We start from the raw sequence: 16,897 nt of genomic DNA on the forward strand, positions 1-16,897 counted from the left end.
AATGACGGAACAAGGGAGGCCACCCCCATGGCTGATGCGGACGCTGCGACGGCGGTAGAAGAAAAGACGGTCAGGCTGCAGGTTGCAGCGGCGCGCCAGGAAGAAAGCGGACAGGGCATCGCCCGTATGCCGCGTTCGGCTTTTCAGGCGTTGGGCATCACCGAAGGCGATGTGGTCGAAATCACCGGAAAGCGGTCGACCGCGGCCGTGGCGATGGCCGCGTATGACGAAGACCAGACGCTCGACGTGGTCCGGCTCGACGGCCTGCAGCGCGGCAACGCGGAGGTCGGGTCCGGCGAACACGTAAAGATCGCCGTGGCCCAGTCCCGTCCGGCGACGCGCGTGGTGTTCGCCCCTGCCCAGCGCGAAATGCGCCTGCAGGGTCCGGCCCAGGCGCTGAAGCGCAACTTCTTTCGCAAACCGCTGGTCGCTGGCGACCTTGTGGCGACGACAGGCCAGCAGCCGGTCGAAAACATGCCGCCCGAAGTGCGCCGCATGTTCAACGCCCCCGCCTATGCCTTGACCCAGATCCGACTGAGCGTGGTGTCCACCAGCCCCAAGGGCATCGTCCATATCGACGAGGATACCGAAGTCGAACTGCGCGCCGAATTCGAACCGCCGCGCGATGCCCGCGCCGTAGTCAACTACGATGACGTCGGCGGTATGGCCGAGACCATCCAGGCTCTGCGCGAAATGGTCGAACTGCCGCTGCGCTATCCTGAACTTTTCACCCGGCTTGGCGTCGATCCGCCCAAGGGCGTCCTGCTGCATGGCCCGCCCGGAACCGGCAAGACCCGGCTGGCGCAGGCCGTGGCGAATGAAAGCGACGCCAGCTTTTTCACCATCAACGGGCCTGAAATCATGGGCTCGGGTTATGGCGAAAGTGAAAAGCGCCTGCGCGAAGTGTTCGAAGAAGCTACGAAGTCTGCGCCGGCAATCGTCTTCATCGACGAGATCGATTCCATCGCCCCCAAGCGGGACCGCGTGCCCGGCGAAGCGGAGAAGCGGCTGGTCGCACAGCTTCTCACCCTGATGGACGGGCTGGAATCGCGCGCAAACCTGGTGGTGATTGCCGCCACCAACCGGCCCGAGGCCATCGACGAGGCGTTGCGGCGGCCCGGGCGTTTCGACCGCGAAATCGTCATCGGTGTGCCCGACGAAAAGGGCCGCCGGGAAATTCTCGGCATCCATACGCGCGGCATGCCGCTTGGCGACAAGGTCGATCTCAACGAACTGGCGCGGGCGACCTACGGGTTCGTCGGTGCGGATATTGCCGCGCTTGCACGCGAAGCGGCGATCGATGCGGTTCGGCGGATCATGCCCAAGCTCGACCTGGACGAACGCACCGTGCCGCCCGAGGTGCTGGACGAACTCTATGTCAGCCGCGAGGACTTCCTTTCTGCGCTCAAGCGCATCCAGCCATCGGCCATGCGCGAAGTCATGGTTCAGGTGCCCAATGTCGGCTGGTCCGATATCGGCGGCGTCGGGGATGCGATTGCCAAGTTGAAAGAAGGGATCGAACTGCCGATGAAGAACCCCGAGGCGTTCCACCGCCTCGGCATTCGTCCGGCAAAGGGCTTTTTGCTCTATGGCCCGCCCGGAACCGGCAAGACCTTGCTGGCAAAGGCCGTCGCCAAGGAAGCCGAGGCCAATTTCATTTCGATGAAGAGTTCGGACCTGTTGTCCAAATGGTATGGCGAAAGCGAACAGCAGATTGCGCGCATGTTCAAGCGCGCCCGCTCGGTCGCACCGTGTGTGGTCTTCATCGATGAAATCGACAGCCTGGTTCCGGCGCGCGGAAGCGGGCAGGGCGAACCCCAGGTCACCGGGCGGGTGGTCAATACGATCCTCGCCGAGATGGACGGGCTGGAGGAACTGCAGTCGGTGGTGGTCATCGGTGCAACAAACCGGCCAACCCTGGTCGATCCAGCGTTGCTACGTCCCGGACGGTTCGACGAGCTGGTCTATGTCGGCACGCCCGACAAGGCCGGCCGCGAACAGATCCTGGGCATCCACACGATCAACATGCCCCTGGCTGACGGCGTCAGCCTTGCGCACATCGCGGGCAAGACTGACCGCTTTACCGGTGCCGATCTGGAAGATGTCGTGCGCCGTGCGGGCCTCAATGCCCTGATTCGCGGGGGCGGGGACGTGGAAAACGTCACCGCGGAAGACTTTGCCGAAGCGTTGAAGGACAGCCGGGCGACGGTCACCCGCGAAATGGAGACCGAGTATCAGAAGATGCGCGGCGAACTGAAGAAGCGCGCCGCCGAAGTGCATCCCATCGGCTTCATTCACGAAGGCATGGTCGCGCCCACGCGCGACCAGAAGCATGGCGACGACGTGGAAGGTTAGGCCCCAAGCACCCGCTGGTTCGCCGCTTCCACTTCGAGGCGGTGGCGGATCAGCGCGCCGGACTGGTTCAGCTTCAGCCATTCGATCATGTGTTCGCGCACCGCGCAGCGCAGGTTGAACAGGTCGCCGATAGTGGCCGCGCTCATCGCGAGGCGCAGTTCGATGCTTTCGGGATAGGCTTCGGTCATGACCAGCGCGAGGTTGCGTCCATCCCACAGGGGGTGTTCTTTCACGAACCGTTCGAATTCGACCCGGATAGGCTCGACCTCTGCGACCGGATCGAGATGGAGCATGACTGGTCCGGTCAGCTTCTCGCTCACGCGCGACCAGTTTTCGAACGTCTGTTCGAGCAGGCGGCTGGTCGGCACGACGAGAACCCGTTCGTCCCACGTCCGCACCGTCACAAAGCTCATTCGGATTTCCTCGACTCGGCCAGCCTGGTCGTCGACTTTCACAAGATCGCCGATCCGCAGGGGTTGGGTAATGGCCATCTGCAACCCGGCGATCAGCGATTTCAGCGCTGGCTGCGCGGCTGCACCGACCGCGAGGGCGGCCAGACCTGCCGAAGCGAGCATGGTGGTACCGACATCGCGGACCCCAGGAATGTTCAGCATCACGAGCGAAACCGTGACGATCGCGATCGCAACACGCACGGTGCGCGAAAGGATCGCGATGCGCGTCATGCGTCCGCGATGGGCGACCGGATCGTCCGCATTCTGAACCTGGACTTCGTAACCCGCCGCGACACCCTTCACCGCCGCAAAGGCGACCCATCCGACCAGAGCAGGAGTCAGGAAGCCGGTGAAGACATCCCAGCCCCGACCGATTAGCGCATCGTTTTCCGCACCGATGGATATGGCGAAGCCGATCATGGCGAAACGCAGCGGACGCCGGATCTTTGCCAGGACCACGTCGTCTATCACGCTGCTGGAATGGCTCACCACGCGCCGGATGACCGCGAACAATATCCAGTGCACCACCAGCGCGGCGAGCACTGCGGCACCGAGGGTGATCAGGTGAGCGATCACGTCGTCATACGAAATCGACCAGTTGCGGGGATCATACCGTTCAAGCATGGGCGCGTGCCTATGGGCGCTGGGCGCAGCTTTCAAGGGTGGTGATCAGTCTTCGACGGGAAGATCAATCGTCACGATGAGGCCTTCGGGCGCGAAGTCACGATCGACTGAGCCACCAAACTGCCGCGCTGCGCTGTTCATGAGCAGGCTGCCGAAACCCTTGTGGTCCGGCTCGCCAATGGTCGCCGATCCGATCTCGTGCCATTTGAGGAAGACGCGGCTATCGCGCACCTCCCACGTGACCCGCACGGTCCCCGCGCCGTTCCAGGCCCCGTATTTCACCGCGTTGGTGGTCAATTCGTGCAGCACCAGTCCAAGCGGCGTAATCCGCTTTGCCGGCAGCAGCACTTCGGGCCCTTCCACCTCGGCCGTCTGATTCGCCGAACGATAGGGCGCGAGTGAGGTTTCGACCAACTGGTGGAGCGATGCCACGGGCCGTTCAAGCTCGCCCTGGCTAACCTCGTGCGCGGTCAGCAGCGCGCGGATCCGTTGCGCGATGCTTTCGGTAACTTCCTTGGCCTCCGGCTTGTCGCGAGCGCTCATCTGCACGATGGCGAGGACCACGGCGAACAGGTTCTTGACCCGGTGATTAAGCTCGCGCGCAAGCAGGTCGGCGCGGTCGCGTGCTTCGCCAAGGGCGGCGGCCTGCGCGGCTTCGGCTTCGGCCCGCGCGGCACGGCCGGCCAGCAACAGGCCCGCGATAAGGGCCAGGATAAGCAGCACCAACAAACCGCCGAGCATGGGCAGAACACGCGCTTCGGCGCGTGCGGTGTCTTGCGCGGCCTGGGACAATATCTTCGCTTCGATACCCTCCATTTCGCGGATGGCCCGTTCGAGCCGCTCCATCGTCTCGATCCCTTCATCGGTAAGAACACCGCGTCGTGCGTCGAGCAGGCGGCCAGCCGCCAGAAGATCGATGGATTCGGACAATTCCGCAAACTTTGCGCGGGCGAGGGCATCGATTTCGTCGATAAGCTCGGCCTGCCGCGGCGTGGCGTGCGGGCCGACCAGCTGGCGCAAGCGGTCAATCGCAGGACCCACCTGCTCGCGCCCCACATCATAGGGGATGAGATACCGCCGATCGAGCGTGATGAGGTAACCGCGTTGCCCGGTCTCGGCCATGCGTGCCGCCCGGCCCACATCGCGAAGGCTGACCATCACCTCGCTGGTGAGGCGTACCTGCGCGCGTTCGGCCCGCTCGGCTTCGATATTCCGCCAGACAAGGAACAGCAGCGCGAACATGGCTGCGCCGATCACGGAAATCAGGATGAAATTGCTCCACCGAAGACCGCGGCGTTTCATCGCGAAGGCGAAAATGCGTTTCAGTGGGCTGCTCCCCAGCTCAGCCCGGTGCCGATTTCCACACCCAGCGGCACTGTCAGTTGAACGGCAGGTCGGGCGGCCTGGGCCATCACGTCCTCGATAATGGTCGATGCTGCCGCAACGTCGCCTTCGGGAAGTTCGAAGACCAGTTCGTCATGCACCTGCAACAGCATCCGGACATGACCAAGACCGGCCGCTTCGAGCGCAGGCATCATGCGGACCATGGCGCGCTTGATGATATCGGCGCTGGTGCCCTGGATCGGTGCGTTGATGGCGGCGCGTTCGCTGCCCTGCCTTTCGGCCTGGTTCTTCGACGTAATGCGGGGGAACCATGTCTTGCGGCCAAACAGCGTCTCCGAATACCCGCGTTCGCGCACGATTTCCTGCGTTTCCAGAATGTAACGCTGGATACCCGGGAAGCGCTGGAAATAGGTGTCGATCATCGCCTGCGCTTCATCCGATTCCACACCGAGCCGGCCAGCCAGGCCCCAGCGCGATATCCCATAAAGTATTGCGAAATTGATAGTTTTTGCACGCCCACGTGTATCGCGGTTCACTTCGCCGAACATTTCCATCGCGGTGCGCGCATGGATATCCTCGCCATTTGCGAAAGCGTCCTTCAGGCTGGGTACGTCCGCCATATGCGCCGCGAGGCGCAGTTCGATCTGCGAATAGTCGGCTGCCAGCAGGACATTGCCTGCGTCCGCCACGAAAGCGTCGCGGATCTGCCGCCCGATTTCGGTGCGGATCGGGATGTTCTGCAGATTGGGATCAGTCGACGACAGGCGGCCGGTCTGTGCGCCGACAAGGCTGTAGCTGGTATGGACGCGTCCGGTTTCCGGGTTGATCGCTTCCTGCAATGCGTCGGTGTAGGTCGACTTCAGCTTGGCCAGCTGCCGCCATTCCAGCACCTTGTCGGCAATGCCGGCTCCTTCGCCGGACAGCCGTTCCAGGATCGCCTGATCGGTGGAATACTGGCCGCTCTTGCCCTTGCGGCCGCCCTTGTAACCCAATTTGTCGAACAGGATGTCGCCAAGCTGCTTGGGGCTGCCGACCGTGAATTCCTGGCCTGCAATCTGGTGAATTTCGCCTTCGAGGCGGGACGTTTCCTTGGCGAATTCGTCCGACAGCTTTGCCAGTCGCGCACGATCCACCTTGATCCCGTGCCGCTCCATCATGGCCACGACGGGGACCAGCGGGCGGTCGACGCGCTGATACACCCGCGTGCCGCCTTCGGTGGCGAGCCGCGGTTTGAGATGGCAATGCAATCGCAGCGTGACGTCCGCATCCTCGGCCGCGTATTCGGTGGCCTTGTCCAACGGCACTTCGCCAAATGGGATGGCCTTCTTGCCCGTGCCGCAGACCTCCTTGAACGCGATACAGGTATGCCCGAGGTGGCGCAGGGCCAGTTCGTCCATTCCGTGCCCGCCGCCGATCCCGTCGAGCTGCCTTCCGGCATCGAGATCGAAGCTCATGATCATCGTGTCGTCGATCGGGGCAACCATGATCCCGCAGCGGGCCAGGACGTTCAGATCGTATTTGCCATTGTGGAAAATCTTGAGCACCGCATCGCTTTCCAGCAGCGGCTTCAGGGCCGCCAGCGCGGCGGTTCGTTCGACCTGATCGGGCTTTTCGGCAAACATGTCCGTGCCGCCATGGCCTAGCGGGATATAGCACGCGTCATTCGGACCAAGCGCAAGGCTTACGCCCACAAGCTGCGCGCGGATGGCGTCCAGGCTGTCGGTTTCGGTGTCGACGGCAACCCGCCGCGCCGCGCGGGCACGTACGATCCAGTGTTCCAGCCGATCCATGGTCTGCACGCATTCATACGCAGACCGGTCGATGGGGGGCATATCGGGCAGCGGCTGGCGGTTGCCCGCTTCGCTTGCCGGGGCGCTCTGGGTGCCCTGCTTGGCAGGGTTCAGATCGGTTGTCCGCCCGGGGCTGCCGTTGCCGGTTTCCAGCCGTTTGAGCAGGCTGGTGAAGCCGTGCTTGGCAAGAAACGCGGCCAGCGGTTCGGGTGGCACGCCGTCCAGCTTGAAATCGTCCAGCGGTTCGGGAAGGTCGCAATCTTCCTTAAGCGTCACGAGAACCCGGCTAAGTTCGGCCATGTCGCGACCTTCGAGCAGGCGTTCCTTAAGCTTCGAGGTCTTCATGCCGGGCGCTGCGTCGAGCGCGGCGGTGAGCGAGCCATGTTCGCCGATCAGTTTGGATGCGGTCTTGGGACCGACGCCGTAGATGCCCGGGATATTGTCCACGCTGTCGCCCATCAGCGCCAGCACATCCCCGACCAGTTCCGGCTGGACACCGAATTTCTCTTCGACCTCGTCCCGATAGATGCGCGCGCTTTTCATCGTGTCGAGCATGTCGATCCGTGCGCCGTCCTTTTCGCCGACCAGCTGCATCAGATCCTTGTCCGAGGACACGATGGTCACGTCCCAGCCGCGGTTCTGGGCCGCGCGCGCATAGGACGCGATCAGATCGTCGGCTTCCAGTCCCGCTTCCTCGATGCAGGGCAGGCTGAAGGCGCGGGTCGCGTCGCGGATCAGGGGGAATTGCGGCACAAGGTCTTCGGGCGGATCGGGCCGATGGGCCTTGTATTCAGGGTAGATGTCGTTGCGAAAGCTGTACGAACCCTTGTCGAGGATGACGGCCAGGTGTGTCGGCCCCTCGGCCTTGTCCAGATCTTCGGCCAGCTTCCACAGCATGGTCGTGTAGCCGTAAACCGCGCCGACCGGCGTGCCCTCGGGATCGGTCAGAGGCGGCAACCGGTGGTAGGCGCGGAAAATATAGGCAGAGCCGTCAACGAGATAGAGGTGCGATTTATCAGCCATGGGTTCGCGGCTTAGCAGCGCCCATCGCCGTTGGGGAGCGCTTTCGACAGGGGAATGAGGCAGGCGCTTCGTGGCTGAAAAATGGCAAGAAAATGGCATGATTTGGGCGAATTAGCTTGCAGCGCCACAATCCTGCCACTATTTAGCCATCGTGAGGCCCGATTCAGGGGCTCGCGCAGAGAGCGCCCTTCGGGATTGCCGACTGCATTAAACTCGCTGTTTAAGGAATTTATTCTATGCGTAAGATCGCACTTTTCGCTGCCGCTTCGGCCGCTGCCCTGACCCTCGCAGCTTGCTCGGAAGCTACCGAAGACGCTGCTGACGCAACCGTCGAAAACGCCGCTGCTGACACCGAAGCCAACATGGAAGCCGCTGGCGACGCTGTTGAAGCCGGTGCTGAAGAAGTCGCTGCCGACGCCGACGCAGCTGCTGCTGAAGTCGAAGCCGACGTGCAGGACGAAACCACTGCCGAAGCACAGGCCGACTAATCGACCTATTGCTTTCGGACGGGTTTCCGTCTCGAGACAGGAAAGGGCGGTGCCATCAGGCGCCGCCCTTTTTCTTTGCCTGATTGACTAAAGTGGCCCGCGCCGGCGCGCCGTCAGTTGCCGCCGTAATCGGCAGTGGCCCAATTGCGCTTGTTCTGCGCAGCATACCCGTCGTGCAGCGCGCGGGCGATCTGCGCGATCTTGGCTTCGCGGTCGAGGCGGGTCCCCTGGCCGGTGACATAGATTGCCACCGCCACCGCGCGTCCATCGGCCGTTTCCAGAATGCCGATATCGCTGGATGTGTTGTTGAGCGACCCCGTCTTGTGGCTGACCCGGACGCCGGCGGGCATCAGCGCCGGAATGCGGCGCTTGCCGGTGCGCGTACGGCTCATCGCGCCCAGCAGCACGCGGCGGCTGTCGTCGTTCAGGAACTTGCCCTGGTAGAAGCCGCGGAGGAGTTGGACCATCGCCTTGGGCGTGGCGCTGTCGCGCAGGTCGATGTGGTTGGCCGGATTGAATTCACCGTCGTCGCGCACCAGCGTCGCGATGTCGCGATCAAGGCTGAATTCCTTGATACCCTGGCGGCGAACCCAGTCGTTGACCTTCTCCGGGCCGCCTACCACGCGCAGCAGCGCGTCGGTTGCCGGATTGCTCGACCGCGTGATCATGATTTCGATCAGGTCGATCGCCTTCATGTACTCGCCTTCGTAGACCGGGGCGACGCGACTGGAAAATCGGGTGGAACGACGGGGCAGGAGCAGCGGAAACTCGCTGGTCAGGCTCCACCGGCCCTGTTCCACGCCTTCGAGAAAGGTTGCAGCAATCGCGATCTTGCTGGTGCTGGCCATCGGGAACCGCTGGTCGCCGAGAATGCTGACCAGCTGTCCGCTGGAAAGGTCGATCGCGGCAACGCCGATGCGGCCTTGCGATCCGTCAGCCAGTTCGGCGATCCGCCTTTCGAGCGCGGTATCGTAAACGGCGTCAAAACTTTTCGGACTTCGAACTTCGGTGCCCAGTGTGGAATCGAAGCTGGATTCAAATTCCTGCGCCCCGTCGTTCGCCCAAGCTGGTGTTGCCAGCGCCATCGCGCCCGCCGCCAGAACCGATCCGAGAAAACCTGTTCGCATCCAAACCATCTAACACCCCCATGGTTGCTGTTTGCTTAATCCACAGGGGAATCGCTGCACAAGCGGCCTAGCGACGAAAAGTGTCGCGGAAGCGACAGAGGCTTCCGCGACACGGTAATTTCCGCAATGCAGGCAGGCTCAGGCGTTCGAAATCGCCTGTTCGATACGATTGGTCGTTTCGCCCGTCATGGTCTTGTCGAGTTCGCCGACGATGCGTTTTTCCAGCTCGCCGTGATAATGGCGGCGCATTTCCCCGAGCGTCTTGGGATCGGCGATGATGAACACGTCGCTGATCTCGCCGGAGACCGCCCGTTCGTTGAGCCATCCTGCGGCGGCGGCGCCGTGCGCCAGTTCCGTGAGATCCGTGTTGCCGGTCTTCTGGCCGCCATCGTCCTGATGGCGAACGCCCGCGCTGAAATTGGTCGCAGAAAGGTCAGGCTTGTCCGCGTTGCCGAGGCGGGGTTCGAGCGGCTGGCCGGTGTTGCGCATAACCGTGAAATTCTGGCCATCGACGATTGCGACATGGGCGTTGTTGGGAAGTCTCATGGACTATCATCCTTGTTCAATTGGGGGTTCCTGCAATCAACGTGCGAGCGCCGCAATCGGTCCGGGGCTTGAGCAGCGCTGGTTTTATCGGCAAGCATGTGCCCCATGGGAGAGACACAAAGCGGTGCCGCGTTGCACAACGGACTGGAGCGGGCGCTGAAACGGGCAGGTTTGCCCGCACCGGTCGGCCTGACCAGACTCACGGGCGGGGCCACGATGGAAAGCTGGCGCTTCGGCTCCGGCGATGACGATTTTGTCCTCCGCCGCGCGCCGTCAGCGGCCATGATGGAAGGCCGCGCATTCGGACATGATGTCGAAGCGGCGGTCATTCGCGCTGTCCAGTCGCGCGGTGTGATCGCCCCGCAGATCGTGGTCGAACTGGCGCCGGAAGACGGGCTGGGCTCGGGTTTCGTGATGCGCGCCCTTCCGGGGACGCCGGACCCGCGCGCAATTCTGGCGGCGAATGAGGACGATGGCGAAGCGCGCGGCCTGTGCGCCGAAATCGTCGGAGAGCTGGCGCGGATCCACGACACGCCGGTCGACGCCCTGCCGGCATTGCCCCGCCTGGACCCCGCCGAAGGTGTTGCGGGCCTGCGCAGCCAGTTCGAAGAGGCGGGCGGCAACCGTCCGGTGATCGCGCTGGCGCTGCGCTGGCTGGACGACAATTTGCCGGCACCGATCGATCCGGTCCTCGTTCACGGCGACTACCGTCTCGGCAATTTGCTGATCCAGGGGCATTCGCTCACCGGCGTGCTCGACTGGGAATTGGCCCATCTGGGCGATTTCCACGAAGACCTCGCCTACGGGTGCATGACCGTCTGGCGGTTTTCCCGGCCAGACCGGCCAGCCTTCGGGCTGGGGTCGCTGGAAGACCTTGCGGGACAATACGCGGGTGCCGGAGGGCGCACCGTGGATCCGTCCCGGTTTCGCTGGTGGCTGGTCTATCGCACCTGCTGGTGGGCACTGGGGTGCTGGCGCATGGGGGCAACGTGGCGCGAAGGCGCGGACCGCACGCTGGAACGCGCGATCATTTCGCGGCGCACCAGCGAACAGGAACTGGACCTGCTGCTGCTGCTGGAAGAAGAAGCGCCCGCCGCAGAGCGCAGCCGAAAGCTGCCGCCATCCAGCGGAGGGCAGCCGGCCACCGGAGAGGCGACGGCAGGCGAACTCGCCATGGCGATTTCCGAATGGCTGGCCACGATCAAGGACCGGATGGAAGGGCACGACCGCTTCCAGCACGCGGTGGCCCGCAACGCGCTGAGCATTATCGCCCGCGATCACGCGGCGAAGGTCGATCCGGTAAACCACGAACTGGCAAGCGCCCTGCTCGACGGTACACGCACTCTTTCCGACCCGGGCCTGCTTGCCGAACTTCGGCGCACCGCCCTCGACAAGCTCGCAATCGACATGCCCAAATACCCAGCGCTCGGTCACGCCCGGCGCCAATGGACAGGAGAAGACTGATGGACTTCGCGATCCCGCAAGCGCTGGAAGATTATTACGCCGAACTCGAACGTTTCATCGAGCGGGAGATCGATCCGTTGGTGGCGGCTGACGACAACATCCGTTTCTTTGATCATCGCCGCGAGGACGCGCGCACCGACTGGGAGCGCGGCGGCCTGCCCAATGGCGAATGGGAAAAGCTGCTTGTCGAAGCCTCGCGCCGCGCCGACGAGGCCGGGCACTGGCGGTTCTCCGCGCCGAAGAAATACGGCGGCAAGGATGGCTCCAACCTGTGGATGGCCGTGATCCGCGACCGGTTCGCGCAAAAGGGCCTGGGACTGCACAACGATCTGCAGAACGAACACTCGATCGTCGGCAACTTCCCTTTCGTGGCGATGTTCGAAACCTTCGGTACGGACGCGCAGAAGGCCGAATTCATATCGGGCGGGTTTGCCCGTGAACGGCGGGTGGCGTTCGGACTGACCGAACCCGACCATGGATCGGACGCAACGTGGATGGAAACGCGCGCGGTGCGCGAAACGCGCGATGGCGTGGACGGCTGGCGCATCGACGGCGAGAAGATGTGGATCACCGGTATGCACCATGCCACCCATTGTGCGCTTTTTGCCCGGACCGACGGGGCCGATGGCGATGCGCGCGGGATCACCTGCCTGCTGGTGCCCAACCCCACGCCCGGCCTCAAGATCGAGGAATGGCTGTGGACCTTCAACATGCCCACCGACCATCCTCGCCTGTCGCTCAACAATGTCTGGGTGCCCGCCGATGCCATGCTCGGCCAGGAAGGGCGCGGCCTCGCGCTGGCGCAGAGCTTCGTTCACCAGAACCGTATCCGTCAGGCGGCTTCCAGCCTGGGTGCCGCGCAGTTCTGCATCGAGGAAAGCGTGCGTTACGCGCGGGAGCGCAAACCGTTTGGCGAAGAACTTGCGCGTAACCAGGCGATCCAGTTTCCGCTGGTCGAGCTGGCCACCCAGTGCGAAATGTTGCGTCTGCTGATCTACAAGACCGCGTGGGAAATGGACAACATGCCGCACGAGGAGATCGAGCGGACCATTTCCGACAAGGTGTCTATGTGCAACTACTGGGCCAACCGGCTGGTGTGCGAAGCGGCCGATCGGGCGATGCAGACGCACGGCGGTATCGGGTATTCGCGGCACAAGCCGTTCGAACATATCTATCGCCATCACCGCCGCTATCGGATCACCGAAGGGGCCGAGGAAATCCAGATGCGCAAGGTCGGCGCCTATCTGTTCGGCTACCTCGGTCCGCGCAGGGGAATGTACGACTGACGCGAATTCGCCGGTCTGCTGATGGGCGGATAAATGTCGTTCGCAGAACAGGCGCTTGACCGCGCGGGCAATCCGATTTCTGTGTCGGTATCCAACACTGGGGACTGATATCATGAACAATTCCGCCCGTGCGTTTGCCGCCGGACTGCTGCTTTCGTGTTCCACTGCCGCGCTGGCACGCGAAGCGCCCATCGTGCTTCCCGGCGCACCCGGCGAAGCGCCGCGCGTGATCGGTAGCGAAGAAGCGATCAAGCTTTCCAAGACCGCCTATTCCCCGGCGGACGTGTCGTTCATGCAGGGGATGATCGTGCACCACCAGCAGGCCGTGGACATGGCCGCGCTGGTCAGGGCGCGGACCAATAACGATGCGATCCTGAAGACCGCCGACCGGATCGAGGCGGGCCAGAAGGACGAAATGAAGTTCATGCGCGAATGGCTCGAAAGCCGGAACGAAGCCCTTGCGATGCAGGGCATGGGGCACGCGCATCACACGATGCAGGGAATGGCCACCCCCAGGCAGATGGCCGATCTGGCTGCCGCCAGCGGGACCGAGTTCGACCGGCTGTTCCTCCAGCTGATGGTCGCCCACCACCGCGGTGCGGTCACGATGGTCGACGATCTGCACGGCCAGTCCGGCAGCGCCTACGATCCTGTCATGTTCGAATTCACCAACGAGGTGGTGACCGACCAGAAATCGGAAATCGATCGGATGAATTCGGTTCTGGCCGGTCTTTCGAACGATCCGCGCGCCACGCTGGCAGCGGGTTTCCGCGATGCGGGCGAAGCGATTTCAAACCTGCGCCTCGTTACCGCCATGCCCAAGCCTGCCGGTTTCTTCGATCCTGCCAATCCGGCGCAGCTGCAGCCGGAAAAGCAAAAGGACGAATCGAGCAAGGACGCGTCGAAGATCCGCGGCGACAAGGACGAGGAATCCAAGCCGCAGTTCGGCGAGCGCGGTTCGTTGCTGGACTTCGCCAACACCGACATCGCGTTTTCGGGCGATATGATGGTTGCGGGCAATTACCACGGTTTCAACGCCTATCGCCTGGCCGAAGACGGTGTGCCGCAGCTGGTCAGCAGCGTCGTGTGCCCGGGCGGCCAGGGCGATGTTTCGATCGCAGGCGATATCCTCGTGATGAGCGTGCAGGACAGCCGGGCGCGCGTCGATTGCGGGCTGGGCGGCGTTTCCGACCGGGTCAGTCCCGAACGGTTCCGCGGCATCCGTATCTTCGATATTTCGGACATCACCCGGCCCCGCCAGATCGGTCAGGTCCAGACCTGTCGCGGAAGCCACACCCATTCCATCGTCAGTGCGGACGACACGCGGCTGATCGTTTACAACTCGGGCACCAGCTACGTGCGCGACGGTGACGAGCTGGAAGGCTGCTTCGATGTCGGGGGCGACAACACGGCGCTGTTCAGCATCGACGTGATCGAAATTCCGCTGGCGGATCCGGCCAAGGCACGGATCGTCGACCGGCCGCGCGTGTTTGCCAAGGATGGTGAGATCGCCGGCCTGTGGCGTGGCGGCGATCACGGCGACGGCACGCAGGACACAACGCGCACCGACATGTGCCACGACATCACCGTGTTCCCATCGAAGAAGCTGGCGGCCGGGGCGTGTTCGGGCAACGGCATCATTCTCGATATCTCGGACCCGATGAAGCCGACCCGTATCGATGACGTGACCGACAAGGGCTTTGCCTACTGGCACTCTGCCACGTTCAACAACGATGGTAGCAAGGTGCTGTTCACCGATGAATGGGGCGGCGGCGGAAGGCCGCGCTGCCAGGCGGGCGACCCCATGAACTGGGGCGCGGATGCGTTCTACGCGATCGTCGACGGCAAACTGGAATACCGCGGCATGTACAAGCTGCCGGTGCCGCAGGGCGACAAGGAAAATTGCGTCGCGCACAACGGTTCGATCATCCCGGTACCGGGGCGCGATATCTTCGTGCAGGCGTGGTATCAGGGCGGCATTTCGGTAATCGATTTTACCGATGCGACCAACCCGGTCGAAATCGCGTATTTCGACCGCGGCCCGATCGACAAGGACCAGCTGGTCACCGGCGGGTACTGGTCGGCCTACTGGTACAAGGGACGCATCTACGCGACCGAGATTACCCGCGGCCTCGACGTGTTCGCTCTGGAACCCAGCGAATACCTGACCGAGGAGGAAATCGCCGCGGCCCAGGCGGCCATATATCCGGGCGATGTCTTCAACCCGCAGACCCAGACCGAGGTGACCTGGCCTGCAGATCTGGTTGCCGCTGCCGAGGCGAGCCGCAAGGGCGGCTGACGCAAGGCGCGCTGCCCAAAAGGAAAGGCCCGGCGGATCGCTCCGCCGGGCCTTCTTTTTGGTCCGGTTGGACAGGGGGAGGCTTAGAAGCCCATTCCGCCCATTCCGCCCATTCCGCCCATGTCGGGCATACCGCCGCCAGCCGGCTTGTCGTCCGGCTTGTCGACGATGGCCGCTTCGGTCGTGATCAGCAGGCCAGCCACCGAAGCGGCATCCTGCAGCGCGGTGCGGACGACCTTGGTGGGATCGATCACGCCGGCGTTGACCAGGTTTTCATACGTGTCGGTTGCGGCGTTGAAGCCCAGCGTCACGTCGTTTGCGTCCATCAGCTTGCCCGCGACGACTGCGCCGTCGTGGCCTGCGTTGGAGGCAATCTGGCGAACCGGTGCCTGAAGAGCGCGACGGATGATGTCGACGCCGCGCGTCTGGTCATCGTTTGCGCCTTCGAGGCCTTCAAGAGCGCGCATAGCATACAGCAGTGCGGTACCACCGCCCGGGACGATGCCTTCTTCGACAGCGGCGCGAGTAGCGTGAAGCGCGTCATCGACGCGATCCTTGCGTTCCTTCACTTCGATTTCGGTGGCGCCGCCGACCTTGATAACGGCTACGCCGCCAGCAAGCTTGGCAAGACGTTCCTGCAGCTTTTCACGATCGTAATCGCTCGACGTGTTGTCGATCTGCGTACGGATTTCCGAAACACGGGCCTTGATGTCGTCTTCCGAACCGGCACCGTCGACGATGGTCGTGTTGTCCTTGTCGATGGTGACCTTCTTGGCTTCGCCAAGCATGCCGAGCGTGACGTTTTCCAGCTTGATGCCGAGGTCTTCGCTGATCATTTCACCCTTGGTGAGGATCGCGATGTCCTGGAGCATCGCCTTGCGACGATCGCCGAAGCCCGGTGCCTTGACCGCTGCAACCTTCAGACCGCCGCGCAGCTTGTTGACCACCAGGGTCGCCAGCGCTTCGCCTTCGATGTCTTCCGCGATGATCAGCAACGGACGGCCCGACTGGACAGCCGCTTCGAGAACGGGAAGCATCGCCTGCAGGTTCGACAGCTTCTTTTCGTGGATCAGGATGTACGGGTTTTCGAGTTCGACCGTCATCTTGTCCGGGTTGGTGATGAAGTAGGGGCTGAGGTAGCCGCGGTCGAACTGCATGCCTTCGACGGTCTCGAGCTCGAATTCGAGGCCCTTCGATTCGTCGACGGTGATCACGCCTTCCTTGCCGACCTTTTCCATGGCTTCGGCGATCTTTTCGCCGACTTCACGGTCGCCGTTGGCGGAAATGATGCCAACCTGAGCGATTTCGTTCGATCCGGACACGTCCTTCGAACGGCTCTTCAGGTCTTCAACGACCTTCGTGACGGCGATGTCGATGCCGCGCTTCAGGTCCATCGGGTTCATGCCCGCTGCAACCGACTTCATGCCTTCGGTCACGATGGCCTGGGCCAGCACGGTGGCGGTGGTCGTGCCGTCACCGGCAGTGTCGTTCGCCTTGGAGGCGACTTCCTTGATCATCTGCGCGCCCATGTTCTCGAACTTGTCCTTGAGTTCGATTTCCTTGGCGACGGTGACGCCGTCCTTGGTGATGCGGGGTGCGCCGAAGCTCTTGTCGATGACCACGTTGCGACCCTTGGGGCCGAGCGTGACCTTGACTGCGTTGGCGAGAATGTCGACGCCGCGCAGGATGCCTTCGCGCGCGTCGCGGCCGAACTTTACGTCCTTGGCTGCCATTGGTGTTTCTCCTGGATATCTGGGTTTGTTGAGGAAAGGTCAGAAGGATCCGGCAATCAGCCGATGATCCCCATGATGTCGCCTTCCTTCATGATCAGCAGGTCTTCGCCGTCGATCTTGACTTCGGTGCCGGACCACTTGCCGAACAGGACGCGGTCGCCTGCCTTTACGTCGAGCGGGGTGACCGTGCCGTCTTCAGCCTTGGAACCCGAACCGATGGCGACGATTTCGCCTTCGCTGGGCTTTTCCTGGGCGCTGTCGGGGATGATGATCCCGCCGGCAGTTTTCTGATCGGCTTCGATGCGACGGACCAGTACGCGGTCGTGCAGCGGACGAAATGCCATGATAATGACCTCTCTTTCAGAG

The 16,897-nt window shown here is 63.0% G+C and carries 12 protein-coding genes; 5 read left to right on the forward strand and 7 right to left on the reverse strand.

Features of this window, described 5'->3' with window-relative positions:
- The first annotated feature begins 27 nt into the window (after positions 1-27).
- A complete protein-coding gene (locus VR863_RS14375; RefSeq protein ID WP_324829154.1) occupies positions 28-2,355 on the forward strand; it encodes a CDC48 family AAA ATPase in 2,328 nt (775 codons plus the stop codon).
- Here VR863_RS14375 and VR863_RS14380 read toward each other — a convergent pair.
- The 3 genes from VR863_RS14380 to polA are packed head-to-tail and all read right to left on the reverse strand — an operon-like array spanning position 2,352 to position 7,588.
- The gene (locus VR863_RS14380; protein ID WP_324829155.1) at positions 2,352-3,431 is read right to left on the reverse strand and encodes a mechanosensitive ion channel family protein; all 1,080 of its coding nucleotides are present in this window, start codon (positions 3,429-3,431) and stop codon (positions 2,352-2,354) included. The two genes, VR863_RS14375 and VR863_RS14380, sit on opposite strands and share 4 nt — an antisense overlap.
- A gap of 45 nt (positions 3,432-3,476) precedes the next feature.
- Positions 3,477-4,733, reverse strand: a complete 1,257-nt coding sequence (locus tag VR863_RS14385) for a sensor histidine kinase (RefSeq protein WP_324829156.1) — start codon at positions 4,731-4,733, stop codon at positions 3,477-3,479.
- A 20-nt stretch (positions 4,734-4,753) separates the two neighbouring features.
- Positions 4,754-7,588, reverse strand: coding sequence for a DNA polymerase I (gene polA, locus VR863_RS14390; RefSeq protein ID WP_324829157.1), 2,835 nt, complete (start codon positions 7,586-7,588; stop codon positions 4,754-4,756).
- A gap of 236 nt (positions 7,589-7,824) precedes the next feature.
- Here polA and VR863_RS14395 point away from each other — a divergent pair, with 236 nt between their 5' ends.
- A complete protein-coding gene (locus tag VR863_RS14395) occupies positions 7,825-8,076 on the forward strand; it encodes a hypothetical protein (protein WP_324829158.1) in 252 nt (83 codons plus the stop codon).
- 113 nt (positions 8,077-8,189) lie between these two features.
- On the opposite strand, the gene VR863_RS14400 is transcribed toward VR863_RS14395, so the two are convergent.
- Positions 8,190-9,203 (reverse strand): serine hydrolase, encoded by a 1,014-nt coding sequence (locus VR863_RS14400; RefSeq protein ID WP_434785011.1) that lies wholly within the window; start codon positions 9,201-9,203, stop codon positions 8,190-8,192.
- Positions 9,204-9,341: 138 nt separating this feature from the next.
- A complete protein-coding gene (locus VR863_RS14405) occupies positions 9,342-9,749 on the reverse strand; it encodes a host attachment protein (RefSeq protein ID WP_324829159.1) in 408 nt (135 codons plus the stop codon).
- A gap of 105 nt (positions 9,750-9,854) precedes the next feature.
- Between VR863_RS14405 and VR863_RS14410 the strand changes: the two genes are divergently transcribed.
- The 3 genes from VR863_RS14410 to VR863_RS14420 all read left to right on the forward strand — a co-directional run bounded on the left by VR863_RS14410 (position 9,855) and on the right by VR863_RS14420 (position 14,798).
- Positions 9,855-11,213 (forward strand): phosphotransferase family protein, encoded by a 1,359-nt coding sequence (locus tag VR863_RS14410; RefSeq protein WP_324829160.1) that lies wholly within the window; start codon positions 9,855-9,857, stop codon positions 11,211-11,213.
- The gene (locus VR863_RS14415) at positions 11,213-12,499 is read left to right on the forward strand and encodes an acyl-CoA dehydrogenase family protein (RefSeq protein ID WP_324829161.1); all 1,287 of its coding nucleotides are present in this window, start codon (positions 11,213-11,215) and stop codon (positions 12,497-12,499) included. The genes VR863_RS14410 and VR863_RS14415 overlap by 1 nt, the downstream gene beginning before the upstream one ends.
- A 112-nt stretch (positions 12,500-12,611) precedes the next feature.
- Positions 12,612-14,798 (forward strand): DUF305 domain-containing protein, encoded by a 2,187-nt coding sequence (locus tag VR863_RS14420; RefSeq protein WP_324829162.1) that lies wholly within the window; start codon positions 12,612-12,614, stop codon positions 14,796-14,798.
- A gap of 83 nt (positions 14,799-14,881) precedes the next feature.
- Here the strand turns inward: VR863_RS14420 and groL are convergent, their stop codons facing one another.
- Positions 14,882-16,531: a chaperonin GroEL gene (gene groL, locus VR863_RS14425; protein ID WP_324829163.1), complete on the reverse strand. Its 1,650-nt coding sequence runs from the start codon at positions 16,529-16,531 to the stop codon at positions 14,882-14,884.
- A gap of 56 nt (positions 16,532-16,587) precedes the next feature.
- A complete protein-coding gene (locus tag VR863_RS14430) occupies positions 16,588-16,875 on the reverse strand; it encodes a co-chaperone GroES (protein ID WP_324829164.1) in 288 nt (95 codons plus the stop codon).
- Positions 16,876-16,897 lie beyond the last annotated feature (22 nt).

It is taken from the genome of Qipengyuania zhejiangensis (assembly GCF_035607565.1).
Lineage (GTDB): Bacteria > Pseudomonadota > Alphaproteobacteria > Sphingomonadales > Sphingomonadaceae > Qipengyuania > Qipengyuania zhejiangensis.